Source organism: Rathayibacter sp. Leaf185 (assembly GCF_001423885.1).
In the GTDB taxonomy this organism is placed as follows: Bacteria; Actinomycetota; Actinomycetes; order Actinomycetales; family Microbacteriaceae; genus Rathayibacter.
Map to the genome: position 1 here is coordinate 1,257,355 of NZ_LMPP01000001.1, position 25,291 is coordinate 1,282,645.

Genomic DNA, 25,291 nt, shown 5'->3' on the forward strand with positions numbered 1-25,291 from the left:
GTTTCACGTGAAACCTTCGCTCGGCAGTTCAGTCAGAGGGAGTACCGCGACGACCGGCGCCAGGAATCCAGATGATCTCTACGGCTGCCGAGGCGATCAACCCACTGTAGCTCGGACCACTCTCGTCACCTCGGAGAGCACGCCGTCACCCAGGACGATGACCTCCGGCGGCGACAGCCGGAAGCGCCGGATCTGCTTCTCCGCAGCCCCGATCTCCTTCTCCGCGTTGATCCCCTTCAGGAGCACGAGCTCGCCCCCGCGGCGCACCAGCGGCGCGGTCAATGGGATCAGTTTCGACAGAGCGCTCACCGCTCGTGCCGTGACCTGATCGAGCGGCTCGTCGAGCTTCGCCTCCTCCGCCCGAGCGCGGAGAACTGAGACATTGTCGAGTTCCAGCTCGTCGACCTGCTCCTGCAGCCAGACGACCCGGCGCTCCATCGGCTCGATCAGCACGAAGCGCACGTCGGGCCGCAGGATGCCCAGGACGACCCCGGGGAGGCCCGCACCGCTTCCCACGTCGCCGACGAGCCCAGGGCGCAGCAGAGGGGCGACCAGGGCGCTGTTGAGCACGTGCCTGGTCCACAGGCGCGGCAGCTCGAGGGGCCCGATGAGACCGCGCTCCTCGCCCTGCTCGGCCAGTGACGCCGTGAAGCGCCGAAGAACCTCGAGGCGGTCGCCTGCGATCGTCTCCGCGGCCGCGGGTTCCGGCTCGAGAGTCGGCTCCACGACAGTCAGCCGCGCGTGATGACGGTGTGCCGCTCGCGGGCTTCGCCACGCGACTCCGACACGAAGCCGCGCTCGCCCACCATGTCGTGCACGAGCTTGCGCTCGTAGGACGACATCGGAGGCAGGGACGCCGACGTGGCGCCCTCCTCGATGCGCTCGATCGCGCGGTCGACCAGCTGCGCCAGCTCGGCTTCACGCGCGTCACGCGAACCGCCGATGTCGAGGATGAGGCGCGAGAAAGCACCCGTCTTCGTCTGCACCGCGAGGCGCGTGAGCTCCTGCAGAGCCTGCACGGCGTCGGGGCGCGAGAGCACACGGAGGTTGGTGTCGCCCGACGCCGTGACCGACAGGTACACGCGGCCGTTGCGCACCTCGATGTCGATGTCGCCGTCGAGATCGCAGATGTCGAGGAACTCCTCGATGTAGTCGGCCGCGACGTCGCCCTCGTCCTCGAGCTGCGAAAGAGTCGACTCGGGAGCGCCCTCGGGCTGCTCGGCGGGCACTGCTGCGAGCTCGGACTCGTCGGTGAAGGTCTGCGTCGGATCGGTCATGTCGGTGCTTCTACTTTCCGGCTTGCTTCTTGGCGCGGCTCTTGCTGACGGGCTGCTGACGCTGTATCGCCTTCTTCTCGACGAGGGTGGTCTCGCCGGCGACATTGGTCTCCTCGACGAGCTTCCCCTTGCGGCGCAGGCGCTCCTCGCGGGCCTTGGCGGCCTCGCTGCCCGGGGTGGGCATGTTCCTGATGACGATGAACTGCTGGACCATCGTCCAGACGTTCGAGGTGAGCCAGTAGAACATCACGCCGAGCGGGAAGGCGAAGCCGGAGAAGGCGAACACCAGCGGGAGGATGTAGAGCAGGATGCGCTGCTGCTTGAACGTCGGCGAGGCCTTCGCCTCGGGGGACATGTTCTTCGAGACGATCTGCAGCTGAGTGATGAACTGCGACGCGGTCATCAGGACCACCATGATGACGGCGATCACCACGACGAGCTCCTGGCCGCCCTCCTGGAGCGCGCCCTGGATCGACTGGTGCAGCGGGGCGATGCCGAAGAGGTTGGCCTCACCGAACTGGCGCGCGAGGTTCGCATCGAGAGGTCCGACGCCGCGCTCGCTGCGCTGCGCGTCGTTCAGCACCGAGAAGAGGCTGAAGAAGATCGGCATCTGGATCAGCAGAGGCAGGCACGAGGCGAGCGGATTGGTGCCCGTCCGCTTGTAGAGCTCCATGGTCTCGCGGGACATCGCCTCGCGGGAGAGCTGATCGCGCTTGCCCTTGTACTTGTCCTGGATCTTCTTCAGCTGCGGAGCGACCTCCATCATCCGGCGCTGGCTCTTGATCTGCTTGACGAAGATCGGGATCAGAGCCGCACGGATCACCAGCACGAGCCCGACGATCGACAGCACCCAGGTGATGCCCGCCGCCGCGTCGAGGCCGGTGAAGGTGAGCACCTGATGGAAGGCGACGAGGATCAGCTCGACCGCCCATTTGAGGGGCCAGAGAATCGTGCCGAGGAGGTCCATAGGAGGGGGTCAGTCCTTTCGAGGGCCGACGACGAATCCGAGTCGCGTCACAGCGAAGCGGTTTCGGCCGGGGGCCGGTCGGTGCAGGGGGATCGAGGTCGGTACGTCATCGACGCCGCCGGCCGCCCAGGGGTGGCAGCGGAGGAGCCGGCGGGCCGCGAGGACGATGCCGAGGACGAGCCCGTGGAGCTGGACCGCCTGCAGCGCGTACGCGGAGCACGAGGGGTAGTAGCGGCAGACGTCACCGTAGAGAGGCGACACGACGGCGCGGTACACGAGGAGGAGCGCGATCCCGACGTTGCGGGGAATCAGGAGGACGCCCCAGCCGAGGCGCGAGGGCCACGACGCGGACTGCACTGCAGCAGCGGCCGTGGTCATGATCGGTCCTTCGCCGAGCGCGAGGTCCGGGCCATCGCAGCCACGACCTCCTCGCGGAGCGCCGGCCACGGTGCATCGGCGCTGCTCGGCAGCGCGCGGATCACGATCTCGGTCCCCGGCGCGGTGGTTCCGACCATCTCGAACGCCACCGCTTTGAGGCGGCGACGAACGGTGTTGCGGGTGACAGCCGATCCCACGGTCTTGGCCACGATGAATCCGAACCGCGCAGGAGAGGACCCTGAGGTCTTCCGGACATACGTGACGGTGTGCGGTCCTGTGGACCGCACACCGCGACGGACGACTGTCCGGTACTCGCCTCCGTGGACGATGCGATTCGCTCTGGCCAGCACCGCTGGACGGTATCGCGCGCTCTACGCCGAGAGCTCGGTGCGGCCCTTGGCGCGACGAGCGCTCAGGATGCCGCGACCGGCACGCGTGCGCATGCGCAGACGGAAGCCGTGCTTCTTGGCACGACGACGGTTGTTCGGCTGGAAGGTGCGCTTGCTCATAGTTCAATCTCCACGTACGTGTTCCGCGAGTGAGTCGGAGCCTCGCTGGGCTCCGGTCTCCCGGGAAGAGGGGGGTGCCCGAATCCGATTCGGCACGATCCGCGAGGACCGGGCGCGCGACCCCGGGCAGGCGTCAACTGATTAAAACTACGGCCTGCACTCCCGTCGGTCAAATGTGGCGCGGGCGAAACCTCGATTCTGCACGCGTCACCGCGCCTTCCGCGCATTGACACGCGGGTGTCGCTGTGGTGGATTTGTCTCCCATCGGCTCCGTTCGTTACCGTGTTGAGCCGCAGTTATCCACAGGCACGAACGGCCACGACCCGCGTCCGCGCTGGTATCGGCTCAGGCCCGTGGATAACCCTGTGCATGGATCGAGCCCCGAACCGGTCGGTCAGCACGACGATGCGCAGCCCTGCGCCCGCCCGCGTCGAGCACGAGATCCGATCGGGAGCTCCGCGGCCGACGACCGCTCGGGCGTCGAGGACTCCCGCCGCGGCAGCAGGCACGGCGACATCGAGCACGGCGACGACAGGCACCGCGACACCACGAACCGGGCGAGACCCGGGATGCAGACAGCGACGAGGACCGAGGACAGATGGCAGACGACACGTCGATGGTCGACGCGTGGAACGTGATCCTCGGGGCTCTGTCGCAGGACGAGCGGATCACCGCTCCCCTGTACGGCTTCGTCTCGCTGGTCGAGCCCAAGGGCATCATGGCCGGCACCTTCTATCTCGAGGTCCCCAACGAGTTCACTCGCGGGATGCTCGAGCAGCGTGTCCGCGTCCCGCTCCTGAGCGCGATCGGCACTCTCGACGACTCGTTCGGCGTCACGACGTTCGCCTTCGTGGTCAACCCCGACATCGAGCACGAGCCGATGACCTCGCCCTCGCAGTCGGAGTCGATGAACCCGTTCGAGCCGATCACCGGCGCCTCCGCGGCGATCACCCCGACGCGCGTCGTCGAGGAGCTGCGGACGGTCCCCGCGACCGACACCCGCCTCAACCCCAAGTACAGCTTCGACAACTTCGTCATCGGAGGCTCCAACCGCTTCGCGCACGCCGCCGCGGTCGCCGTGGCCGAGGCCCCCGCGAAGGCCTACAACCCGCTGTTCGTCTACGGCGACTCCGGACTCGGCAAGACACACCTCCTGCATGCCATCGGCCACTACGCGATGAGCCTCTACCCCGGGATCCGGGTGCGCTACGTCTCCTCCGAGGAGTTCACGAACGACTTCATCAACTCGATCGCGAACAACCGCGGCAACGCCTTCCACGGGCGGTACCGCAACGTCGACATCCTCCTCATCGACGACATCCAGTTCCTGCAGGGCAAGGCCGAGACGCAGGAGGCGTTCTTCCACACCTTCAACCAGCTGCACGACCACAACAAGCAGGTCGTGATCACGTCGGATCTGCCGCCCAAGGCCCTCACCGGCTTCGAGGACCGCATGCGCTCGCGATTCGAATGGGGCCTGATCACGGATGTGCAGGCACCCGACCTGGAGACCCGCATCGCGATCCTCCGCAAGAAGGCCGTGAGCGAGAAGCTGCTGGTGCCCGACGACATCCTCGAGTTCATGGCGTCGAAGGTGTCGAGCAACATCCGCGAGCTCGAGGGGACGCTCATCCGCGTCACCGCCTTCGCGAGCCTGAACCGCACGCCGGTCGACATGTCGCTGGTGCAGACGGTGCTGAAGGACCTGATCACGCTCGACGAGGACAACGTCATCTCGCCGGTCGAGATCATCAACCACACCGCCGACTACTTCAAGCTGACGGTCGACGACCTCTACGGCTCCTCGCGCTCGCAGGCGGTGGCCACGGCGCGCCAGATCGCGATGTACCTGTGCCGCGAGCTGACGAACCTGTCGCTGCCCAAGATCGGCCAGCTGTTCGGCAACCGCGACCACACCACCGTGATGTACGCCAACAAGAAGATCTCGGAGCTCATGAAGGAGCGCCGCAGCATCTACAACCAGGTCACCGAGCTGACCACCCGCATCAAGACGAACCGCTAGGGCGTCGGGCTGCCCGCCGCAGCCCACCGTGCTGATCGAGTGGCCCGCGCAGCGGGCGTATCGACATCCCCCCGCTCAGAAGGCTTCGCCGCGCCGCGCGCGTTCGACGGATCGAACGATTCCGGACGATTTCCACACGTGTGAGCAACCTGTGGATAACTGTGGACAACCGCCTCCGATCTGTGCGCCCGTCGGCCTCCCCTGTGGAATGACGAGGGGTCGCGCCGATCCATCCCCAGGGCGTCCACCGACGCGCTCACACCTCCTCCACAGAGCGAGGAGGTCCGCATCGCAGGCCGGAGTAGGGGCCTCGAGGGTTTTCCACAGTTTCCACACGTGTTAACACTGTTAACGCAGTTCTCTCTTTAATGAGGGGCGAACGACAACCTCTCCACAGGGCTCGGATCGGACGGCGGCCCGTTCCCGCATCCGGGCACGGCGAGGCTGACGAGTACGATGGGCGTCGGTCTTCGTCCACGACTCGTCAGGGGTGTAACTCGTGAGGTTCCAAGCCAACCGCGATGTCTTCAGCGAGGCGGTGTCCTTCGCGGTCAAGCTGCTTCCGCAGCGGACGACACTGCCGATCCTCTCGGGCGTCCTCATCGAGGCCACGACCGAGGGCCTCACCCTCTCGTCGTTCGACTACGAGGTCTCGGCGCAGACGAAGATCGCCGCCGACGTCGAGGAGACCGGCACTGTCCTCGTCTCGGGCCGGCTCCTCGCCGACATCGCGAACCGTCTGCCCAACGCGCCCGTCCGCATCTCGACCGACGAGTCGCGCGTCTCCGTCTCGGCGGGTTCGGCTCACTTCACGCTGCTGCAGATGCCTGTCGAGGAGTATCCGAGCATCCCCGAGATCGACGCTTCCACCGGTCTCGTGCCGGCGGACGCGTTCTCTGCAGCGATCTCGCAGGTCGCCGTCGCCGCCTCGCGCGACGACGTCACTCCGGTCATCACCGGCGTGCAGCTCGAGATCACCGACAACACGATCGGACTCGTCGCGACCGACCGCTACCGCGTCGCCGTCCGCGAGATCGACTGGGACAACGGCGACAACCCCGCACCCAGTCAGCCCCTGACCGCTCTCGTTCCCGCGCGCACACTGCAGGAGGTCGGCAAGACCTTCGGCCACTCGGGCACGGTGTCGGTCTCGATCACGAACCGCGACGAGCGCGAGCTGATCGCCTTCACCGCCGACCGCAAGACGGTGACGTCACTGCTGATCAAGGGCAACTTCCCTCCCGTGAAGCGCCTCTTCCCCGCCTCCGTCGAGAACTACGCGGTCATGTCGACGAGCGACCTCATCGAGGCCACTCGTCGCGTATCGCTCGTGCTCGAGCGCGAGGCCGCTCTGCGCTTCAGCTTCAGCAGCGACGGCCTCACCCTCGAGGCCATCGGGTCGGAGCAGGCGCAGGCGTCCGAGACGATCGACGCGATCGTCACCGGGACCGACGTGGTCGTGTCGCTGAAGCCGCAGTTCCTGCTCGACGGGCTCGCCGCCGTGCACTCGGAGTTCGTGCGCATCGCCTTCACGAAGACCGAGAACCCCAACAAGCCCGGCCCCGTGCTGATCACCGCGCAGACGTCGCGCGACCAGCCGGGCACGGACAGCTACCGCTACCTGCTCCAGCCCAACCTGCTGCTGCGCTGACCGGCGCCGGCCACCCCTCCCTCGCACCGTCGCGACCGCACCGCTGCCGACGAGCGCCCGCCCGCCGGAGATCGAACTCCAGGAAGGTTCACCATGCACATCGGACTCGTCGGACTCGGCAAGATGGGCGACAACATGCGCTCCCGCCTCCGTGAGAAGGGAGTGGAGGTGACCGGCTACGACCGCAACCCGGACGTGTCGGACGCCGCCTCCCTCGACGAGATGATCGCCGCGATCCCCGCGCCCCGCGTGGTCTGGGTGATGGTCCCCGCCGGCGACATCACGGATGCGGTCGTCAAGGACCTCTCCGAGAAGCTCAGCGAGGGCGACCTCGTCATCGACGGCGGCAACTCCCGCTTCACCGAGGACTTCAAGCACGACGCCCTGCTCAAGCCCAAGGGCATCCACTACATCGACGCCGGCGTCTCCGGTGGCGTGTGGGGCCTGCAGAACGGCTACGGCCTGATGGTGGGCGGCCCGAAGGAGCTCGTCGAGTACGCGATGCCCGTCTTCGACGCGCTGCGCCCCGAGGGCCCCCGCGAGGAGGGCTTCGTCCACGTCGGAGAGGTCGGAGCCGGCCACTACGCGAAGATGGTCCACAACGGCATCGAGTACGCGCTGATGCAGGCGTTCGCCGAAGGCTACGAGCTGCTCGAGACCCGCGACGACATCATCAAGGACGTCACCGGCACCTTCAAGGCGTGGCAGCGCGGCACGGTCGTCCGATCCTGGCTCCTGGAGCTCCTCGTCCGCGCTCTCGAGCAGGACCCGGAGTTCAAGAACATCGAGGGCTTCGTCCAGGACTCCGGAGAGGGCCGCTGGACCATCGAGGAGGCGATCAACAACGCCGTCCCGGTGCCCACGATCAGCGCGTCGATCTTCGCCCGCTTCGTGTCGCGTCAGGAGGACTCCCCCGCGATGAAGGCGGTCGCAGCGCTCCGCAACCAGTTCGGCGGGCACAGTGTCAAAGCCGTCGATTGAGCTGCGCTCAATCGACGGGCTCGGCCGGTCCCTGCCCGGCCTCGCGGCGGTCGGCTTCTCGAAGCGGTAGCGCCGTGTAGAGCCGGTTGCGAACGGCGACCTGCGGCCCGCCGCCACCGTGAGGCACAGGATGCTCTCACGGTGGCGGCGGGCCTACGGCCGCCTGCTCCCTACGGCGGCTGCCGCGACTTCTTCCGGTGGTGAGCCTGCGGCCGCCAGCTTCTGAGGAGGCTGCCGCATCTTCAGTGCTGGAACCGGGCAGGAAAGTTCCGCGGGGGTGGCTCGTTTGCACTGCATGCTGGTCGAGCAGGCCGCGCAGAGGGCACATCGAGACCCACCGGAGTCAGCAGGTCGCCGGGCGGCGGAGGAGTGGAGGAGGTGGCGGCGTGCAGGTGGTGCAGCTGGCGCTGAGCGACTTCCGGAACTACGCCTCCGTGGATGTGGAGCTGGTGCCGGGGCCGAACCTGTTCGTCGGGCGCAACGGGCAGGGCAAGACGAACCTCGTCGAGTCGCTCGGCTACCTCTCCACCCTCGGGTCGCACCGGGTCTCGACCGATCAGGCGCTCATCCGCGCGGGCCGCGACAGCGCGGTGATCCGGGCTCGGCTCCGCAACGCCGAGCGCGAGCTGCTCGCCGAGGTGCAGATCAACCGCTCCTCCCCCAACCGCGCGCAGATCAACCGCGGCGGCATCAAGCCGCGCGAGCTGCCCCGCTTCTTCTCGAGCGTGCTCTTCGCACCGGAGGATCTCCTCCTGATCCGCGGCGATCCCTCCGCCCGCCGCCGCTTCCTCGATCAGCTCGTCGTCCTCCGCTCCCCGCGGATGAGCGCGGTGCAGGCCGACTACGAGCGCGTGCTCCGGCAGCGCAACTCGCTGCTCAAGTCGGCTCGGGCGAGCGGGATCCGCGACACCTCGAAGCTCGGCACGCTCGACATCTGGGACGAGCGCCTGATCGCGCTCGGCTCCGAGATCATGCAGTCGCGTCTGACGCTCGTCGACGAGCTCAGCGGTCCGGTCCGCGGAGCCTACGAGGCGGTGGCCGGCGCCGACCAGCGGCCCCTCCTCCGCTCCCGGCTCAGCATCGAGGGGGCCGTCGACGACGACGGCGAGCCGCTCGAGGCCGCCGACTCCCCCGCTGCACCCGACGGGCGGGCACTCGCCGACGGTTTCGCGACGGCGCTGGCCTCGGTGCGCCGCCGCGAGCTCGACCGCGGCGTCTCGCTCGTCGGCCCGCACCGGGACGACGTGCAGTTCGAGCTCAACGACCTGCCCGCCAAGGGCTACGCGAGCCACGGCGAGAGCTGGTCGTTCGCGCTCGCGCTCAAGCTCGGGGCCGCCGAGCTGCTCCGCCGCGACTCCCCCATGGGGGATCCGGTGCTGATGCTCGACGACGTCTTCGCCGAGCTGGATGCGCGCCGGCGCGAGCGTCTCGCCTCCGTGGTCGCCGACTACGAGCAGGTGCTGATCACGGCCGCGGTGCTCGACGACGTGCCGGCCGACCTGGCGGCGCACACCGTGCGCATCGAGGCGGGCAGCATCGTGGTCCCCGAGGAGCAGACCGGGCGGACCGAGAAGACCGAGCCCGACGCCGAGGAGCCGGAGTCCCCCGCCGAGGAGCCCGACCGTGGCTGACTCCGCGCGTCGCGGCGCCCCGGCCCCCGACTCCGAGGCATCCCGCGTCTACCGGCACCTCAAGGAGGTCTTCGGAGGCGACGGCCCGCGCCGCGTCCGCAGGACCGTCGAGCGCGCGGAGCCCCGGGGCGATGCCATCCCGTTCGGCAAGGGCCGCGACCCGCACGATCTCGGGGACGTCCTCGACGGGCTCACCAAGAAGCTCGGCTGGACCGCTCCTCTGGCGCAGGGCGACCTGATCTCGTCGTGGACCGCGATCGCGGGCGAGGAGACGGCCAAGCACTCGACTCCGCTCGGTGTCGTCGACGGCGTGCTCACCGTCGCGTGCGAGTCGACGGCCTGGTCGACGCAGCTGCGGCTGATGAGGATCGAGATCATGAATCACATCGCGGTCAACTACTCCGACGCGGGCATCTCCGCGATCCGTTTCCAGGGCCCCGACGTCCCGAACTGGAAAAAGGGCCCCAGGTCGATTCCAGGGCGTGGTCCGCGCGATACCTACGGCTGAGGACGCATTTTAGGTCGACCACGAGATGTTCGGCCGTCAGATCGCCGCTCAGCGCCTCGAGCCGACCCGGTTCCGAGGTAGAATGGAGGGCCGCCGAACCGTTAGGGACGCCCCGTCCGCAAGATCTTGCGCGCCGAGATCTTCCGACTATCGATGCGTCGTGTCGGACCGTCAGAGGAGAACTCCACAGCTATGACCCCCGAGCCGACCGACTCCACGTCACCCGCCACGAACGACCTGGACGCGACCGGCTCCTCGGGCCCCGGTGCCGTCGAGCCCGGTGCCGTCGAGCCCGGTGCCGGTGAACAGACCGCTCCCCACGAGAGCATGTCGACGAAGTCCTCCGGCGATTACGGCGCCAACCAGATCCAGGTCCTCGAGGGCCTCGAGGCGGTGCGCAAGCGCCCCGGCATGTACATCGGATCGACGGGCCCGCGCGGTCTGCACCACCTCGTATACGAGATCGTCGACAACGCCGTCGACGAGGCGCTCGCGGGCTACTGCGACGACATCGAGGTCGTCATGCGCGCCGACGGAGGCGTGCGGGTCACCGACAACGGCCGCGGCATCCCCGTCGACATGCACCCGACCGAGGGCATCTCGACCGTCGAGCTCGTCCTCACCGTGCTGCACGCCGGCGGCAAGTTCGGCGGCGGCGGCTACGCCGTCTCGGGCGGTCTCCACGGCGTCGGCTCCTCCGTCGTCAACGCCCTCTCGAGCAGACTCGAGGTCGAGGTCAAGCGCCAGGGCGCGGTGTACCGCATGACCTTCGCCGACGGCGTCCCGGAGGCGCCGCTCAGCCAGGACGAGGCGAGCGACGAGACCGGCACCACCATCACGTTCTGGCCCAACGCCGAGATCTTCGAGACCGTCGAGTTCGACTACGAGACGCTGCGCGCCCGGTTCCAGCAGATGGCGTTCCTCAACAAGGGCCTGCGCATCGCGCTCACCGACGAGAACGAGGTCGAGTTCGACGGCGTCGGCGAGGACGAGACGTCCGGCCCGCGCAGTGACGTGTTCCTCTACGAGAAGGGTCTCGTCGACTACGTCGAGTACATCAACTCACTGAAGAAGTCGGATCTCGTGCACTCCGAGATCATCGACTTCGAGTCCGAGGACACCGAGCGCCGCATCTCGCTCGAGGTCGCGATGCAGTGGACCACGGCCTACACGGAGAGCGTGCACACCTACGCAAACACCATCAACACCCACGAGGGCGGCACTCACGAGGAGGGCTTCCGCGCGGCACTCACGACCCTCGTGAACAAGTACGCCCGCGCGAACAACCTCCTGAAGGAGAAGGACGAGAACCTCTCCGGCGACGACATCCGCGAGGGCCTCACCGCCGTCGTGTCGATCAAGCTCGGAGAGCCGCAGTTCGAGGGCCAGACGAAGACCAAGCTCGGCAACACCGAGGCCAAGGCGTTCGTGCAGCGGGTGGCCGGCGAGCAGCTCGCCGACTGGTTCGATCGCAACCCCAACCAGGCCAAGGACATCATCCGCAAGGCGATCCAGGCCGCGTCCGCGCGGATGGCCGCCCGCAAGGCCCGCGAGACCGCCCGTCGCAAGGGGCTGCTCGAGGGCGGCGGCATGCCGGGCAAGCTCAAGGACTGCCAGTCGAAGGACCCGTCGATCTCCGAGATCTTCATCGTCGAGGGCGACTCGGCGGGCGGCTCGGCCGTCCAGGGCCGCAACCCCGAGACGCAGGCGATCCTCCCCCTCCGCGGCAAGATCCTCAACGTCGAGAAGGCCCGTCTCGACAGGGCTCTCGGCAACAACGAGGTCCAGGCGATGATCACGGCCTTCGGAGCCGGCATCGGCGAGGACTTCAACCCCGACAAGGCGCGGTACCACAAGATCATCCTGATGGCCGACGCCGACGTCGACGGCCAGCACATCACGACGCTGCTGCTGACGCTGCTCTTCCGCTACATGCGTCCGCTGATCGATCTCGGCTACGTCTACCTCGCACAGCCGCCGCTCTACCGCCTCAAGTGGTCGAACTCGCCGCACGAGTACGTCTACAGCGACCGCGAGCGCGACGCTCTGCTCGCGCACGGCTCGGCGACCAACAAGCGGATGCCGAAGGACAACGGGATCCAGCGCTACAAGGGTCTCGGCGAGATGGACTACAAGGAGCTGTGGGAGACCACGATGGACCCCGCGACGCGGACCCTCCTCCAGGTCACGCTCGACGATGCGGCCGCGGCAGACGAGATCTTCTCGACCCTGATGGGCGAGGACGTCGAATCCCGCCGCTCCTTCATCCAGAAGAATGCGAAGGACGTGAGGTTCCTCGATATTTGAGATCGCATCGCGATCTCGGATGTCGAGAAAGGCGGCAGCCCCGCGGCACACGGCCGCGGAAAGCAACCACTTCGACAACGTGACGGCGGCCCTCAATGGGCCGCACCACCGACAAGAACACCGACACCGGCCCGCCGTCCACCACAACGACTGACACCCAGCGCACTCGCCCTCGATGACCACCCGAGGCCCTGGCCCACCTGAGAAGACAGAGACTCATGGCAGACGAACCCACCACCCCCACCGGACCCGACGAGGGCGAGGACATCGTCACCGAGACCGGTGTCGTGATCCACGGGCACGACAAGATCGAGCCCGTCGACCTGCAGCTCGAGATGCAGCGCTCGTACCTCGACTACGCGATGAGCGTCATCGTCGGCCGCGCCCTCCCCGAGGTGCGCGACGGGCTCAAGCCCGTGCACCGCCGCGTGATCTACGCCATGTACGACGGCGGCTACCGCCCCGACAAGGCGTTCTCGAAGTGCTCGCGCGTCGTCGGCGACGTCATGGGCCAGTTCCACCCGCACGGCGACTCCGCCATCTACGACGCCCTCGTGCGTCTCGTGCAGCCGTGGAGCCTCCGCTACCCGCTCGCGCTCGGTCAGGGCAACTTCGGCTCCCCCGGCAACGACGGCGCGGCGGCCCCCCGGTACACCGAGACGAAGATGTCCCCCCTGGCCCTCGAGATGGTCAAGGACATCGACAAGAACACTGTCGACTTCCAGGACAACTACGACGGCCGCACCCGCGAGCCGGCGATCCTCCCCGCGCGCTTCCCCAATCTCCTCGTCAACGGCTCGGTCGGCATCGCCGTGGGCATGGCGACGAACATCCCGCCGCACAACCTGCGCGAGGTGGCGGCCGGGGCCAAGTGGGCGCTCGAGAACCCGGAGGCGTCGCGCGAGGAGCTCCTCGACGCGCTGCTGCAGCGCATCAAGGGCCCCGACTTCCCCACCGGCGCGCAGATCCTCGGGGTCCGCGGCATCCAGGACGCCTACCGCACCGGTCGCGGCTCGATCACGATGCGCGCCGTCGTCTCGATCGAGGAGATCCAGGGTCGCACCTGCCTCGTCGTCACCGAGCTGCCGTACCAGGTGAACCCCGACAACCTCGCGATCAAGATCGCCGAGCTCGTGAAGGACGGCCGTGTCTCGGGCATCGCCGACATCCGCGACGAGACCTCCGGCCGCACGGGTCAGCGCCTCGTCGTCGTGCTCAAGCGCGACGCCGTCGCCAAGGTCGTGCTGAACAACCTCTACAAGCACACCCCGCTGCAGGAGAACTTCGGCGCGAACATGCTCGCGATCGTCGACGGCATCCCGCGCACGCTCTCCCTCGACGGCTTCATCCGCGCGTGGGTCGACCACCAGGTCGAGGTCATCGTCCGCCGCACCCAGTACCTCCTCGACGAGGCCGAGGCGCGCATCCACATCCTGCGCGGCTACCTCAAGGCGCTCGACGCGCTCGACGAGGTCATCGCCCTCATCCGCCGCTCCCCCACCGTCGAGGAGGCGCGCGACGGCCTGATGGAGCTCCTCGAGATCGACGAGGTCCAGGCTCGCGCGATCCTCGACATGCAGCTGCGTCGCCTGGCCGCGCTCGAGCGCCAGAAGATCATCGACGAGCACGACCGCATCCAGGCCGAGATCGAGGACTACAAGTCGATCCTCGCGAGCCCGGAGCGCCAGCGCACCATCATCTCCGACGAGCTCGACGAGATCGTCGAGCGCTTCGGTGACGACCGCCGCACCGAGATCCTGTTCGGGTTCGACGGCGACATGAGCGTCGAGGACCTCATCCCCGAGGAGGAGATGGTCGTCACCGTCACCCGCGGCGGCTACCTCAAGCGCACCAAGAGCGACTCCTACCGCGCGCAGCACCGCGGCGGCCGGGGAGTGCGCGGTGCGCAGCTGAAGGCCGACGACATCGTCGAGCACTTCTTCGTCACCACCACGCACCACTGGCTGCTGTTCTTCACGAACACCGGACGCGTGTACCGCGCCAAGACCTATGAGCTGCAGGAGGCCGGCCGCGACGCGAAGGGCCAGCACATCGCGAACCTGCTCGCCCTCGAGCCCGGCGAGCAGATCGCGCAGATCCTCGACATCCGCGACTACGAGGCGGCCCGCTACCTCGTGCTCGCCACCCGCGACGGACTGGTGAAGAAGACGGCCCTGCTCGAGTACGACACCAACCGCACCGGCGGCATCATCGCGATCAAGCTCCGCGAGGGCGACGAGCTGGTCTCGGCGATGCTGGTCGAGGACGACAGCGACGTGCTGCTCGTCTCCCGCAAGGGCATGTCGATCCGCTTCACCGCCTCCGATGCGGCGCTGCGCCCGATGGGCCGGTCGACCTCCGGAGTCATGGGCATGTCGTTCCGCGGCGACGACCGACTGCTCGACGCCAACGTCGTCAGCGACGAGGGCTACGTGTTCGTGGTCACCGAGGGCGGCTACGCCAAGCGCACCGCGGTCGACCAGTACCGCCTCCAGGGCCGCGGCGGGCTCGGCATCAAGGTGGCCAAGCTCGAGGAGAAGCGCGGCGACCTGGTCGGTGCGATCATCACGGGAGAGGACGACGAGGTCCTCGTCGTCCTCGCCAGCGGCAAGGTGGTACGCTCTGCCGTGGCCGAGGTACCGGCCAAGGGTCGCGACACCATGGGAGTCGTCTTCGCACGATTCGCAGAGGACGACCGCATCATCGCACTCGCCAAGAACACCGAACGCAATCTCGACGCCCCGGACGAGGATCCCGACGCCGCAGCGGCGTCCTCCGAATCCGGCCCGGTGTCGGAGGAGGATGGGTCCGTAGATGAGTAGCAGCGTCGCCGAGAAGCTCGCCAAGAAGTCCGCGAAGAGCCCGGCGGCGAAGCAGGTCCGACTCAAGCTCGTGTACGTCGACTTCTGGTCGTCCGTGAAGCTGTCGTTCCTGCTGGGGCTGACGCTCGCGATCATCACGATCGTGGTCGTCTACCTCGTCTACACGGTGCTCGCGCAGACGGGCGTGTTCGACCAGGTCAATGGCCTGGTGCAGGACATCGCCGGCGCAGAGGCGTTCGACCTCAACACGATCATCTCGCTGCCCCAGATCATGGGCTTCGCGGTCGTCGTGGCGGTGCTGAACACGATCGTCACCACCGCCCTCGGAGCGATCGTGGCGCTGCTGTACAACCTCAGCGTCAAGATCACCGGCGGTCTGCTGGTCGGCTTCACCAACCAGTAGGGCGGCACGGAGCGGCCGATTGGGATTCTGACGCAAGATCAGGTAACGTCTCCTCTGGCCATTTCGGGGGTATAGCTCAGGCGGTTAGAGCGCTTCACTGATAATGAAGAGGTCCCAGGTTCAAGTCCTGGTACCCCCACTGTGCCGATTGTGATCGCCGCTCCTCGCGCGGCGATCCGCGGTCGGCTTGTCGAGGTGGCCCGTTCCCATGGAGCGGGTCGCGTCGGCTGCCGAGAATCGCTGGAACGCGATTCTCGCCTCCCGCCTTCATCCGGCGGTAGAACCCTCCTGATCGGCTCGCTGATCCGGGGCCTTAGCTCAGTTGGTAGAGCGCCTGCTTTGCAAGCAGGATGTCGGGAGTTCGATTCTCCCAGGCTCCACATAGTCCAGCAGCGCTCCGCGGCTGCCGTCGTGCCGGCTGATCGGTGAACGCCGGCCGTCAGCGTCTCGGGCTGCGTCGCCTCGCACGTGCACCGAAGGCGTCGAGTGCCACCAGGACCTCCGTCGCCTGGAAGTAGCGGTTGCGGCGGCCCGTACCCCAGCGCGACAGTACCTCCGCCTCAACGAGAGTCCGGACGGAGGCGTCAGCAGCGGGGAAGCTGACCCCGAGTTCGCGGGCGACTATCGGCACCGTCACGATGGGCTGTCGCAGCAGCATCCGCTTCAGTCGGTGTGCTGAGGAGTCACTGCGCGCGTGGATCACGTCGTCCCATCGGGATCCGATCCGTGTGATGTCCTGCTCGAGGATGCGCCCGTTCGAGACAGCGGCGAACGCCGCCTCCGACATCGTCTCGACGATCGGCCGGACGTCTCCCTCCCGGTAGGAGCTCAGAGCGCGGAAGTACCGCTCCGTGTCCCCGAGGAGACCCGCGGAGACGGGGACGGTGACATTCCTCGTCACGCCGCTCGCGCGCAGCATGCCCTGCACAAGTGCTCTCCCGGTGCGACCGTTCCCGTCCGGGAAGGGGTGGATCGTCTCGAACTGCGCGTGCGCGACGGCGAGCTGGGCCATCAGCGGCAGATCGACTCGTCGCGCGAAGGCCATCACGTCGTCCATCAGAGCCGGAACACGATCGTGGTGGGGTGGGACGAAGGCGGCGGCGTGGGGCGAGAGCCCGCCACCGCCGATCCAGACCTGATCGTCACGCCACTGCCCGACGATGTCGGGGTTCGACTCCTCGAGAAGGGCCTTGTGCATCGTCAGGACAGCGGCCGTGTCGAGGTCGTGAGACAGCGCGACCGCCGCCTCCATCGCTGCGACGTTGCGGACCACCAGCTTCGCATTCGCCGAAGTCGAGTCGCCGAGCTCCGCGAGCGCCACCTGCTTGGCCGAGGACGTGAGGTGCTCGACCTCGGAGCTCGAGGCGCTCTCGGTGCGGAGCAGGATCGAGGCGAACGGAGCGGCCAGAGAGCCGACTTCGGCGTCGAACCGGGTGAGCTCCCGTCCTGCGTCCTCGCTGAGTGCGACGAGTTCATCCGGCAGTGAGAGATCGAGCTCCGCGATGAAGGCCGGGACGGCCGCCTCGTACGGTCCGGCGGCAGCGAGGATCCTCCGGCGGGAGGCGACCTCGTCTCCGCTTCGCTGCCAGGGTCGTGACTCGAAGGTCGTGCGCGGCCACGCAGGCTGTCGCTGCTCCCCCTTGCCTTCCATCACCATGCGGCCATGTTACTCAAGCTTGAAGATCTAAGCTTTAATAAGGCGCGGAACGATCTTGGAATGGCTCGGCGTCAGGCCGGCTGGCAGGCGAGGCCGAGGAAGTTCTCGACGGAGAGGGTCTCGGATGTGCCGTCGCGGATGTCGCCGACGATGATCTCGCCGACCGAGAGGGTGTCGAACTGGTCCGAGGTGAAGACCACCGGACGCACCGACATCGAGCGGCCGTCGGCGTAGGCGCCGAGCGAGTAGTCGATTCCCGGAGCGAAGCGGTCGATCACGGTGTCGGCCGGCCACACGGTGCGGCCCACCAGATCCGTGGCACCGAGCTCGGTGACGGCCTCGGGGGAGACCCAGCGGGTGATCCTCCGCTGCCCGTCGCCGATGATCAGAGGAGCACGGTCCTCGGTGGCGAGGTCGAGTCCGTCCACGCTCCCCGAGCAGACCACGACGACCCCGAGGACCTGGCCGTACTGGCCGCCCCGTCCGATGCCGACGACGGCGCTCGAGACGGGCTCGGTCGCGCATCCGGACAGGGCGAGGGAGGCGAGCGTCGCGAGCGCGACTCCGGTGGCAGCGATGCCGTTGCGCATGGGACCTCCCGAGGTCACCCTACGGCCGGGAGGGCGAGAGCCAGGGCGGAGAGTGCCTGGGGGAGCGACGGCGCTCCCTCGGCCCGGAACACGGCCGTTCCCTCCGCGTTGCGCACGATCACGGTCGGGGTGGAGCGGATGTCGGCGACCTCGGCCTCGGCGGGGTGGAACGCGACGTCCGACTCGCGGATCTCGGCCGACGGGACGAGCTCGGCTGCACGCTCGAGCACCGAGCGCGCGGCGTTGCAGGCGCCGCAGAAGGCGGAGGTGTACAGCTCGATGATCATGGGAGGGCCAACGCCGTGCGCGACCCGGTGATTCCCGGGACGGTCAGCGGAGGAGCCACGCCTCGTTCATCCCGAGCGCCACGTCGACCAGTTCGACGCGCTCGAGACCCTCGACCTCGGCGAGTGGGAACCAGGCGGCCGCGTCGGTGGAGCCGTCGACCTCGTGGGTGAGCTCGCCGCCGACGATACGGGCGCGGTAGACGACGCGGATCGCGTGCAGGGGCCCGGCCTCGGGCACGCTGCGGCGGTGCGCGGGGATCACGTGCGAGTCGACCCCGATCAGGGCCTCGAGCTCGGCGTGGAAGCCCGTCTCCTCGAAGATCTCGCGGACGGCGGCGTCGGCGGGCGACTCGCCCTCGTCGATCCCGCCGCCGGGAAGCGTCCACGCCTCCCACGGTCCCTGGCTCCAGTGAGCGAGGAGCATGCGGTCGCCGTCGATGATCACGCCGTACGCGGCGACCCGGATGTCCATCGGAGAAGCCTAACCCCGGAGCCGCGAGGTTCCGGACAGACGGAAGGACCGGACCTCGCGGGGCGAGATCCGGTCCGGGAGTCCGTCGATCAGGAGGCGGTCGACGCGGGGGACTGCGCGGCGCTGGCCGGCTCGTCCTCGGCGACCCACAGCTCGTCGTCGGCGCGGAACGTCTGCCAGACGGCGTAGCCGATCCCGCCGACGGCGACGAGAGCGGCGCCGATCGCGAAGACCGTGCCGGCCTTGTTCTTCTTCTTCGGGGGAGTGGTCAGCTCCTCCCAGCGCGCCTTCGAGATCTCGGCGAGCTTCGCGCGGTTCTTCGAGTCCTTCGCGGCCTCGAACGCGGCCGCGGCGGTGCCGCCGACAGCGGCGAAGGTCGGCAGGACCTTGTGCTTGTAGGCGTCGCGAGCCGAGGAGTACGTGCCCTCGACCGCCGAGACGCCGTTGTCGTAGACCGGCCGCACGCGGGACTGGTACGTGTCCTTGACGAGGGGCACGACCTCCTTCTTCGCGTACTTGGTCGCGTGACGGCGGCTCTTCTCGAGAACAGAGGCGGCGTGCGCCAGCACTTCCTGCTGCTCGCTCCAGACCGCCTCGGCGTTCTTGCGGAGACGCTTGAGATCCTTCTTGTGCTTACGTGACAGACCCACTTGGTCCTCCATCGGCTACGAGCAGCGAACGCGTCAATACTGCCACTCATCGCGAGGCGTCCGCATCGCGCACCCAGCGCATTGACACCGGGCGTTGCGGAGCCCTACATACGCGCTGTGCGAGAATCCACCCATGCCTTTGCACACCGCAGTTGCGACGTTCCACACCAACAAGGGCGACATCGTCGTCAACCTCTACGGGAATCACGCTCCCAAGACGGTCCGCAACTTCGTCGGTCTCGCGACCGGCGAGATCGAGTGGACCCACCCCGCCACCGGCGCCAAGACCACCGAGCCGCTCTACAACGGCACCGTGTTCCACCGCGTCATCCCCGACTTCATGCTCCAGGGCGGCGACCCGCTCGGCCAGGGCATCGGCGGCCCCGGCTTCCAGTTCGACGACGAGATCAGCCCTGAGCTGGACTTCACCGAGCCCTACATCCTCGCGATGGCCAACGCCGGCAAGCAGGCGGGCCGTGGCACGAACGGCTCGCAGTTCTTCATCACTGTCGCTCCGACGACGTGGCTGCAGGGCAAGCACACCATCTTCGGTGCCGTCGCCGACGAGGAGTCGAAGAAACTCGTGCAGTCGCTCTCGACCGTGGCGACCGACGGTCGCGACAAGCCGCTCGACGACGTCGTGATCGACAGCGTCGAGATCACCGAGGCCTGATCGCCTCGTCCATCACCATCCTCTCGAGGGCCGGGTCCGGAAGGGCCCGGCCCTCGTTCTCACCGGAGGCACGTCCGTGACCCAGGTCCCGCCGAGCAGCGCGTACGCCTGCTACCGCCACCCCGACCGGCAGAGCTTCGTGCGCTGCCAGCGCTGCGGCCGAACCATCTGCGGCGAGTGCCAGACTCCGGCCCCTGTCGGCGTGATCTGCCCCGACGACATGGCGCAGCAGCGCGCCTCCGCCCCGCGCACCCGCGGACCACTGCTCTCGCGTGTGCGTGCGATGACCCGGGCCGACCAGCCGACGGTCACCTACGCGATCATCGCCCTCTGCATCGTCGTATGGATCCTCGAGATCCTCCCGTTCGTGGGCAACACCGTCATCGGCGGGCTGCTCTACGCCCCCGCCTACACGCTCCCCGGCTTCGGTGCCGGGTTCGAGCCGTGGCGGATGCTGACCTCGGTGTTCCTGCACAGCACGTCCCTCTTCTTCGTCATCCCGTTCCACCTCGTGCTGAACATGTACACGCTGTGGGTGTTCGGCATGGCTCTCGAGCGGATGCTCGGCCGTGGGCGGTACCTCACCCTCTTCCTCCTGAGCGGCTTCGCGGGATCGGTCGGGGTGCTACTGCTGTCGAACCCGCTGACCCCGGTGCTCGGCGCCTCCGGAGCGATCTTCGGCCTGATGGGCGCGTACCTCGTGATCCTGCGCCACCTGGGCGGTCAGGCCTCGCAGCTGCTCGTGCTGGTCGGGCTCAACCTCGTCATCGGCTTCCTGCCCGGCATGAACGTCGCCTGGCAGGCGCACGTCGGCGGCCTGGTCGCCGGGGCGCTGATCGGGCTGGTCTACACGCGCACGCGGCAGAGGTCGCAGCGCCGCACCCAGAATCTCCTCGTCGGGCTGATCGGCGCAGGTCTCGTCGCGGTCACCGCGGCGGCGTACGTCCTCGCGTAGACGCGCCGCAACTCCCGACACCTCCTGATTCGGTTACTCGTCACCGGGGCGGCTGCCCCGTCCACAACGGCTCTTCACAGCTGTGGACGGAGTTATCCACAGAGTTGTTAACACTGGGGAGAACTACGCCAGTGTGATTCGGACGCCGCGCGGGAGCAGGACGATCCGGGCTGCCGATCGGCAGTCGTGGCGCCGATGCGGCGCTGCGGCCGCTGCGAGTCTCCGTTCTGGGACGGCTCGGGAGTTCTCCACAGGAGTTTCCACACCTGGGGATAATTACACGCGTGTAGTTCCCGCGAGGAGCGCGATCACGACCGTCGCCTCCCGCTCGTCGTCGTAGCGGATCCGGGTCTCGAAGCCTGCGGTGGTGAAGGCTGCACCGCTCGCCTCCGCCTGCTCACGGCTCGACTCGATGACGACTCCGCCCCGAGGAGCCAGCCAGTCGCGCGACTCGAGCGCGATCCTCCTGTGCAGCTCGAGGCCGTCGGCGCCGCCGTCGAGCGACTCGACGGGCTCGTGCAGCCGGGCCTCGGGAGGCATCAGAGCGATCGCCTCGGTGGGCACGTAGGGGGCGTTCACGACGACGAAGTCGATGCGGTGCCGGAACGAGTCGGGCAGCGCGGAGAAGAGGTCGCCCTCGTAGACGGGGGCGAGGCCGTCGAGAGTGCGGCGCGCGCAGGCGACGGCCGCAGGGGAGACGTCGGCGGCGAGCAGCCGGAGTCGCGGGCGCTCCTCGAGCAGGGAGCGGCCGATCGCGCCGGCTCCGCAGCAGAGGTCGAGAACGACGGCGGTGGGGGAGGGGAGGAGCGGGAGGGCCGCGTCGACGACGAACTCGGTGCGCACCCGCGGCACGAAGACACTGGGCATCACAGGAATGCGCAGCCCGCGGAAGGCGACCCAGCCGAGGATCTGCTCGAGCGGCTCGCCGGCCTCGCGCCGGCGCAGGAGCGCCTCGAGTGGCTCGTCATCGACGGCGGCCTCCTCGAGGAGGCCGGCCTCCTCCTCCGCGAAGACGCAGCCGACGGCGCGCAGCCTCGCCACCGACGACGAACGCCCCGTCGGCGGGCCGGACGGGGCGTCGTTCATGAACGAGAGGGGATCAGCGCCAGCGGGTCGTCATCAGGAAGCCGATGAACGCGATGCCGAACCCGATCAGGATGTTGAGGTTGCCGAGATCGGGGATCGGCAGGACTCCCTGGCTCACGTAGAAGACGATGATCCAGGCGAGTCCGAGCAGCATGAAGCCGAACATCACCGGCTTGAACCAGACCGGGTTGGGAGTGGGCTCACCGGCACGGGCTTCTTCGCGCTCGGGCTTCGGGCTCTTCGTCGCTCGTGCCATGCCGACCACTGTACCGGGCTAGGGCGGAGGACCGGGAGCGCGCGGCCTGAGGGGGACCTGTGGAGAGCTGTCCACAAGCCTTCACAGCCGGGTCCGCGGTTCACGGCCCCCGCTTAGACTCGGGGCATGTCCGACCAGCCGCCCGGGGCAGCTCCCCTCCGCCCGCGCTCGACGCGCAGGCGCGTGCGTCCGCGAACCCGACTCTCGTTCTTCGGTGTTCTCGGCGAGCTGCTCACGACGGCGGGCGTTCTGGTCCTGCTCTTCCTCGGCTGGCAGCTGTGGTGGAACGACGCGGTGATCGCGGGGCAGCAGACCTCGGAGGCGGCAGAGCTGCGCGACAGCTGGGGCCCCTCCGATCCGGTCCCCGCGCCGACCGAGGCCGCCGAGGCGGCGCCGGCCGACTTCGGCACCCCGGTGGTCGCCTCGGCCGCCGCTCTCGACACCTCCTTCGGCAACCTCTACATCCCCCGCTACGGCGAGGGCTGGGTGCGGACGATCGCCGAGGGGATCGACGCCGCGAACGTCCTCGACGAGGGCAGCATCGGCCACTACCCCGGCACGCAGATGCCCGGCGAGGCCGGCAACTTCGCGCTCGCCGCCCATCGGAGCGCGTACGGGGGCGGGATGCACCTCATCGACGAGCTGCAGCTGGGCGACGCGATCTACATCGAGACGGCCGACGGCTGGTACACCTACCGGTTCCGCAACCTCGAATACGTGCAGCCGTCCGACGTGCAGGTGATCGACCCGGTGCCGTGGACGACGGACGTGGTGCCCACGGATCGGCTCATCACCCTGACGAGCTGCAATCCGCTCTACTCGACGGCCGAGCGCATCATCGCGTACGGCGTCTTCGACTCGTGGCAGCCCCGATCGGCCGGTCCTCCCGCTGAGATCGCGGCCTCGCTGGCACAGGAGGGCTGATCGTGTACGCGGCGCTGTGGCGTGTCCTCCCCGGACCCTGGTGGGTCCGGCTGATCCTCCTGCTGGTGCTCCTCGTTCTCGTGCTCGCCGCACTGGCCGAGTGGGTGTTCCCGTGGGTGCAGTCGATCGTGCTCGATCAGAACGTCACCGTTCAGGAGTGAGCGTGATCGGGGGTCGATCGGGATGACCCGGATCCTCGTGATCGATCACTACGACAGCTTCGTCTTCACTCTGGTCGCGTATCTGCGTGAGCTCGGCGCCGAGGTGGAGCTCGTCGAGGCGGCAGACCTCGTCGTGGGCGATGTCGAGGTGCTCGACGGGGTCGACGGCGTGCTCCTCTCGCCGGGTCCGGGGCGGCCGGGCGATGTCGCAGCGTCGATCGCGCTCGTCCACCACGCTGTCGCCACCGGTCGCCCGCTGCTCGGAGTGTGCCTCGGTCATCAGGTGATCGCGCAGGCGCTCGGCGGCAGAGTGTCGGAGGCGCCGGAACTGGTCCACGGACGCACGTCGGCCGTCCTGCACCAGGGAGATCCGCTCTTCACCGGCCTCCCCTCGGGCTTCTCGGCCATGCGCTACCACTCGCTCGCCGTCGAGCGGGCGTCGTTGCCCGAAGCGCTCGTGGTCACCGCGGCCACGGCGGACGGCGTGGTGATGGGGCTCCGGCACCGCACCGCACCGGTCCTCGGCGTGCAGTTCCACCCCGAGTCGGTGCTCACCGACAACGGGCGCCGGCTCATCACGAACTGGCTCGTCGAGGTGGGCGAGAACATCACATGATCTCTTCCCCTCAATGTCCGAGGAGGAGGGATTCTGCTTATCATCCGATGACTCGTCGGCTAATCCTTTCGATTCTCATCCGGCCTTTTCCGACGAGAGCAACGAGTCGTCCGCCCGCACGTTGTACCGCGAACGGGGGTAGGATATCCGCGTCAGGGTAGATGCGGATTGCGCCAGAAAAGCGCTATGCAGGTGGTGCAACCGAGATGGATCGGCGCCGTGACGGGGCTACACACATTTGCTCCCGAGTGAAGCCCCCCAAGGTGGTGTCGCGATATGACGGACAGTTGGCGGAGAGTAGAGCGCTCTCTCCATGCATAATCAAAGGGCGTCGACAGGGGGTCGAGCGCACACAGACTCTTCGGGAGATCGCATGGTGGACTCGATTTCCTGGTCCTATTCGGGAATAAGAGAGCTCGAGACTCTCGGGCCGCGCGTCGTCGTGAAGCCAGGCACTGTCCCCCGTCTGTCGGGCGCCGGATTCTCGTCGAGCGACCTCACCGCCACCCTGATCTCCACCTCCCCGCTGCGCGTGCTCCGCGGGACCTGGGGTGCTGACGACTGCTCCGTCCTGAACTTCTGCTTCCTCATCGACGGCTTCGTGCGGATGGTCGGACCGGAGCGGACGGTCCTGCTGCGGCCGGGGTCTATCTCGTATCAGGCGGGCATGACGACCTTCACGACGGAGTCGACGACTCCGGCGACCCTGCTGCAGCTCTCGCTCCGGCGGGAGGAGATGCGCCGCTACGGATTCGACACCGAGGCCGGTCTGTACGCGCTCGATCCGGACGCGCGCTCGACCCGCGCCGCCTTCGCCTTCACCACCGCCTTCGCGCTGGCGGCCGATGCGGGAGCGGGGCTTCCCAGCGACAGCGAGGTCGGCGGCTTCGCGCACGTCGTCAAGCAGCTGCTCGTCGGTGCCTTCCTCTCGGCAGTGGGTACGCAGCCCGGCACGACGAGCGTGCGCGCAGCGACACTCGGCCGAGCCCGGACAGTGATCGATCGGACGCACCGCACTCCTCGGTGCACCCCGGAGGCGGTGGCCGACGCGGTCAACGTGTCGACGCGCTCGCTGCAGCGATTGTTCGAGGATGCGGGGACGACCGTGGCGAGCGAGATCGAGCGCGCCCGGGTGGCGAGCGCGGTCGAGCTGCTGCGTCGGCGGCCGCGGGAGATCTCGCTGGAGACGATCGCGGCGGCGTCCGGCTTCTCCTCGGCCGACCACCTGCGCCGGGCCCTGAAGCGCCGCGAGGGCCTCACCCCGAGCGACATCCGCGGCCGGACGGCCCTGCCGGGCGAGCACAGCGCGCAGGACAACGTGCTGCGGCTCTCACCGGCGCTGTCCGACGCGAAGCGCGCCTGAGAGCGGTCGGTCACCGCCGGCGGAGGCTGGTTCCGGGGACGAGTCCACGTCCGTGGGGAGGTGGGTCTCGATCTGCCTTTGCGGGGCTGCTCGACCAGCGGGCCCGGGAGCCGCCGTCAGGCCGGCGGACGGGTGACTTGCCGC

The 25,291-nt window shown here is 68.2% G+C and carries 27 protein-coding genes and 2 tRNA genes; 16 read left to right on the forward strand and 13 right to left on the reverse strand.

Annotated elements, in window-relative coordinates; genetic code table 11:
• Nucleotides 1-96 precede the first annotated feature (96 nt).
• The 6 genes from rsmG to rpmH are packed head-to-tail and all read right to left on the reverse strand — an operon-like array spanning nt 97 to nt 3,131.
• A complete protein-coding gene (rsmG, locus tag ASG06_RS06050; protein WP_156465881.1) occupies nt 97-726 on the reverse strand; it encodes a 16S rRNA (guanine(527)-N(7))-methyltransferase RsmG in 630 nt (209 codons plus the stop codon).
• 5 nt (nt 727-731) lie between these two features.
• The gene (locus ASG06_RS06055; RefSeq protein WP_056039837.1) at nt 732-1,277 is read right to left on the reverse strand and encodes a Jag family protein; all 546 of its coding nucleotides are present in this window, start codon (nt 1,275-1,277) and stop codon (nt 732-734) included.
• A 10-nt stretch (nt 1,278-1,287) separates the two neighbouring features.
• On the reverse strand, nt 1,288-2,244 hold the full coding sequence (yidC, locus tag ASG06_RS06060; RefSeq protein ID WP_056039839.1) for a membrane protein insertase YidC: 957 nt from the start codon (nt 2,242-2,244) through the stop codon (nt 1,288-1,290).
• Between the two features lie 9 nt (nt 2,245-2,253).
• Complete coding sequence (yidD, locus tag ASG06_RS06065; RefSeq protein ID WP_056039840.1) at nt 2,254-2,622, reverse strand: membrane protein insertion efficiency factor YidD; 369 nt, start codon at nt 2,620-2,622, stop codon at nt 2,254-2,256.
• Nucleotides 2,619-2,972 (reverse strand): ribonuclease P protein component, encoded by a 354-nt coding sequence (gene rnpA / locus ASG06_RS06070; RefSeq protein WP_056039842.1) that lies wholly within the window; start codon nt 2,970-2,972, stop codon nt 2,619-2,621. Before rnpA ends, yidD begins: the two co-directional genes overlap by 4 nt.
• 21 nt (nt 2,973-2,993) lie before the next feature.
• Complete coding sequence (rpmH, locus tag ASG06_RS06075) at nt 2,994-3,131, reverse strand: 50S ribosomal protein L34 (protein ID WP_056010217.1); 138 nt, start codon at nt 3,129-3,131, stop codon at nt 2,994-2,996.
• A 718-nt stretch (nt 3,132-3,849) separates the two neighbouring features.
• Here rpmH and dnaA point away from each other — a divergent pair.
• From dnaA to ASG06_RS06125, 10 genes are all read left to right on the forward strand, one after another.
• The gene (dnaA, locus tag ASG06_RS06080) at nt 3,850-5,154 is read left to right on the forward strand and encodes a chromosomal replication initiator protein DnaA (RefSeq protein WP_442965600.1); all 1,305 of its coding nucleotides are present in this window, start codon (nt 3,850-3,852) and stop codon (nt 5,152-5,154) included.
• Between the two features lie 499 nt (nt 5,155-5,653).
• Entirely contained in the window at nt 5,654-6,805 is a 1,152-nt protein-coding gene (gene dnaN / locus ASG06_RS06085; protein WP_056039847.1) for a DNA polymerase III subunit beta, read from the forward strand.
• A gap of 93 nt (nt 6,806-6,898) precedes the next feature.
• Nucleotides 6,899-7,786: a phosphogluconate dehydrogenase (NAD(+)-dependent, decarboxylating) gene (gnd, locus tag ASG06_RS06090; RefSeq protein ID WP_056039849.1), complete on the forward strand. Its 888-nt coding sequence runs from the start codon at nt 6,899-6,901 to the stop codon at nt 7,784-7,786.
• Between the two features lie 386 nt (nt 7,787-8,172).
• On the forward strand, nt 8,173-9,417 hold the full coding sequence (gene recF / locus ASG06_RS06095; RefSeq protein WP_056039851.1) for a DNA replication/repair protein RecF: 1,245 nt from the start codon (nt 8,173-8,175) through the stop codon (nt 9,415-9,417).
• Nucleotides 9,410-9,925: a DUF721 domain-containing protein gene (locus ASG06_RS06100; protein ID WP_056039852.1), complete on the forward strand. Its 516-nt coding sequence runs from the start codon at nt 9,410-9,412 to the stop codon at nt 9,923-9,925. The genes recF and ASG06_RS06100 overlap by 8 nt, the downstream gene beginning before the upstream one ends.
• Before the next feature lie 327 nt (nt 9,926-10,252).
• Nucleotides 10,253-12,232 carry a DNA topoisomerase (ATP-hydrolyzing) subunit B gene (gene gyrB, locus ASG06_RS06105; RefSeq protein ID WP_056040548.1) on the forward strand — a complete coding sequence of 660 codons (1,980 nt, stop codon included), beginning with the start codon at nt 10,253-10,255 and terminating at the stop codon, nt 12,230-12,232.
• A gap of 218 nt (nt 12,233-12,450) precedes the next feature.
• Nucleotides 12,451-15,054 carry a DNA gyrase subunit A gene (gene gyrA / locus ASG06_RS06110; RefSeq protein ID WP_082498973.1) on the forward strand — a complete coding sequence of 868 codons (2,604 nt, stop codon included), beginning with the start codon at nt 12,451-12,453 and terminating at the stop codon, nt 15,052-15,054.
• Nucleotides 15,047-15,457 (forward strand): DUF3566 domain-containing protein, encoded by a 411-nt coding sequence (locus ASG06_RS06115; protein ID WP_056039854.1) that lies wholly within the window; start codon nt 15,047-15,049, stop codon nt 15,455-15,457. Before gyrA ends, ASG06_RS06115 begins: the two co-directional genes overlap by 8 nt.
• Nucleotides 15,458-15,522: 65 nt before the next feature.
• A tRNA-Ile gene (locus tag ASG06_RS06120) sits at nt 15,523-15,596 on the forward strand.
• A 168-nt stretch (nt 15,597-15,764) separates the two neighbouring features.
• Nucleotides 15,765-15,837: transfer RNA gene (locus ASG06_RS06125), tRNA-Ala, on the forward strand.
• A gap of 59 nt (nt 15,838-15,896) precedes the next feature.
• On the opposite strand, the gene ASG06_RS06130 is transcribed toward ASG06_RS06125, so the two are convergent.
• From ASG06_RS06130 to ASG06_RS06150, 5 genes are all read right to left on the reverse strand, one after another.
• The gene (locus ASG06_RS06130; protein WP_231727627.1) at nt 15,897-17,114 is read right to left on the reverse strand and encodes a Fic family protein; all 1,218 of its coding nucleotides are present in this window, start codon (nt 17,112-17,114) and stop codon (nt 15,897-15,899) included.
• 71 nt (nt 17,115-17,185) lie between these two features.
• Entirely contained in the window at nt 17,186-17,704 is a 519-nt protein-coding gene (locus tag ASG06_RS06135) for a hypothetical protein (RefSeq protein ID WP_056039856.1), read from the reverse strand.
• A 14-nt stretch (nt 17,705-17,718) separates the two neighbouring features.
• Nucleotides 17,719-17,991, reverse strand: coding sequence for a glutaredoxin family protein (locus ASG06_RS06140; RefSeq protein ID WP_056039859.1), 273 nt, complete (start codon nt 17,989-17,991; stop codon nt 17,719-17,721).
• Between the two features lie 43 nt (nt 17,992-18,034).
• On the reverse strand, nt 18,035-18,463 hold the full coding sequence (locus ASG06_RS06145; RefSeq protein WP_056039861.1) for an NUDIX hydrolase: 429 nt from the start codon (nt 18,461-18,463) through the stop codon (nt 18,035-18,037).
• An 89-nt stretch (nt 18,464-18,552) separates the two neighbouring features.
• Complete coding sequence (locus ASG06_RS06150) at nt 18,553-19,113, reverse strand: hypothetical protein (protein ID WP_056039863.1); 561 nt, start codon at nt 19,111-19,113, stop codon at nt 18,553-18,555.
• Between the two features lie 133 nt (nt 19,114-19,246).
• Here ASG06_RS06150 and ASG06_RS06155 point away from each other — a divergent pair, with 133 nt between their 5' ends.
• Together ASG06_RS06155 and ASG06_RS06160 are read left to right on the forward strand one after the other, a co-directional pair.
• Nucleotides 19,247-19,786, forward strand: a complete 540-nt coding sequence (locus tag ASG06_RS06155; RefSeq protein ID WP_056039865.1) for a peptidylprolyl isomerase — start codon at nt 19,247-19,249, stop codon at nt 19,784-19,786.
• Nucleotides 19,787-19,862: 76 nt separating this feature from the next.
• A complete protein-coding gene (locus ASG06_RS06160) occupies nt 19,863-20,741 on the forward strand; it encodes a rhomboid family intramembrane serine protease (protein WP_056039868.1) in 879 nt (292 codons plus the stop codon).
• A 276-nt stretch (nt 20,742-21,017) separates the two neighbouring features.
• Here the strand turns inward: ASG06_RS06160 and ASG06_RS06165 are convergent, their stop codons facing one another.
• Both ASG06_RS06165 and ASG06_RS06170 read right to left on the reverse strand, forming a co-directional pair.
• Nucleotides 21,018-21,827 carry a putative protein N(5)-glutamine methyltransferase gene (locus ASG06_RS06165; RefSeq protein WP_056039870.1) on the reverse strand — a complete coding sequence of 270 codons (810 nt, stop codon included), beginning with the start codon at nt 21,825-21,827 and terminating at the stop codon, nt 21,018-21,020.
• Nucleotides 21,828-21,840: 13 nt separating this feature from the next.
• Complete coding sequence (locus ASG06_RS06170; RefSeq protein ID WP_056039872.1) at nt 21,841-22,083, reverse strand: cell division protein CrgA; 243 nt, start codon at nt 22,081-22,083, stop codon at nt 21,841-21,843.
• 126 nt (nt 22,084-22,209) lie between these two features.
• On the opposite strand from ASG06_RS06170, the gene ASG06_RS06175 reads away from it, so the two are divergent.
• The 4 genes from ASG06_RS06175 (at nt 22,210) to ASG06_RS06185 (ending at nt 25,147) form a co-directional block, all read left to right on the forward strand.
• Nucleotides 22,210-23,007, forward strand: coding sequence for a class E sortase (locus tag ASG06_RS06175; protein ID WP_056039875.1), 798 nt, complete (start codon nt 22,210-22,212; stop codon nt 23,005-23,007).
• A 2-nt stretch (nt 23,008-23,009) separates the two neighbouring features.
• A complete protein-coding gene (locus ASG06_RS20200) occupies nt 23,010-23,168 on the forward strand; it encodes a hypothetical protein (RefSeq protein ID WP_197409363.1) in 159 nt (52 codons plus the stop codon).
• Nucleotides 23,169-23,190: 22 nt separating this feature from the next.
• Nucleotides 23,191-23,784, forward strand: a complete 594-nt coding sequence (locus tag ASG06_RS06180; protein ID WP_056039877.1) for an anthranilate synthase component II — start codon at nt 23,191-23,193, stop codon at nt 23,782-23,784.
• A gap of 373 nt (nt 23,785-24,157) precedes the next feature.
• On the forward strand, nt 24,158-25,147 hold the full coding sequence (locus ASG06_RS06185) for a helix-turn-helix domain-containing protein (RefSeq protein WP_162239006.1): 990 nt from the start codon (nt 24,158-24,160) through the stop codon (nt 25,145-25,147).
• Nucleotides 25,148-25,291 lie beyond the last annotated feature (144 nt).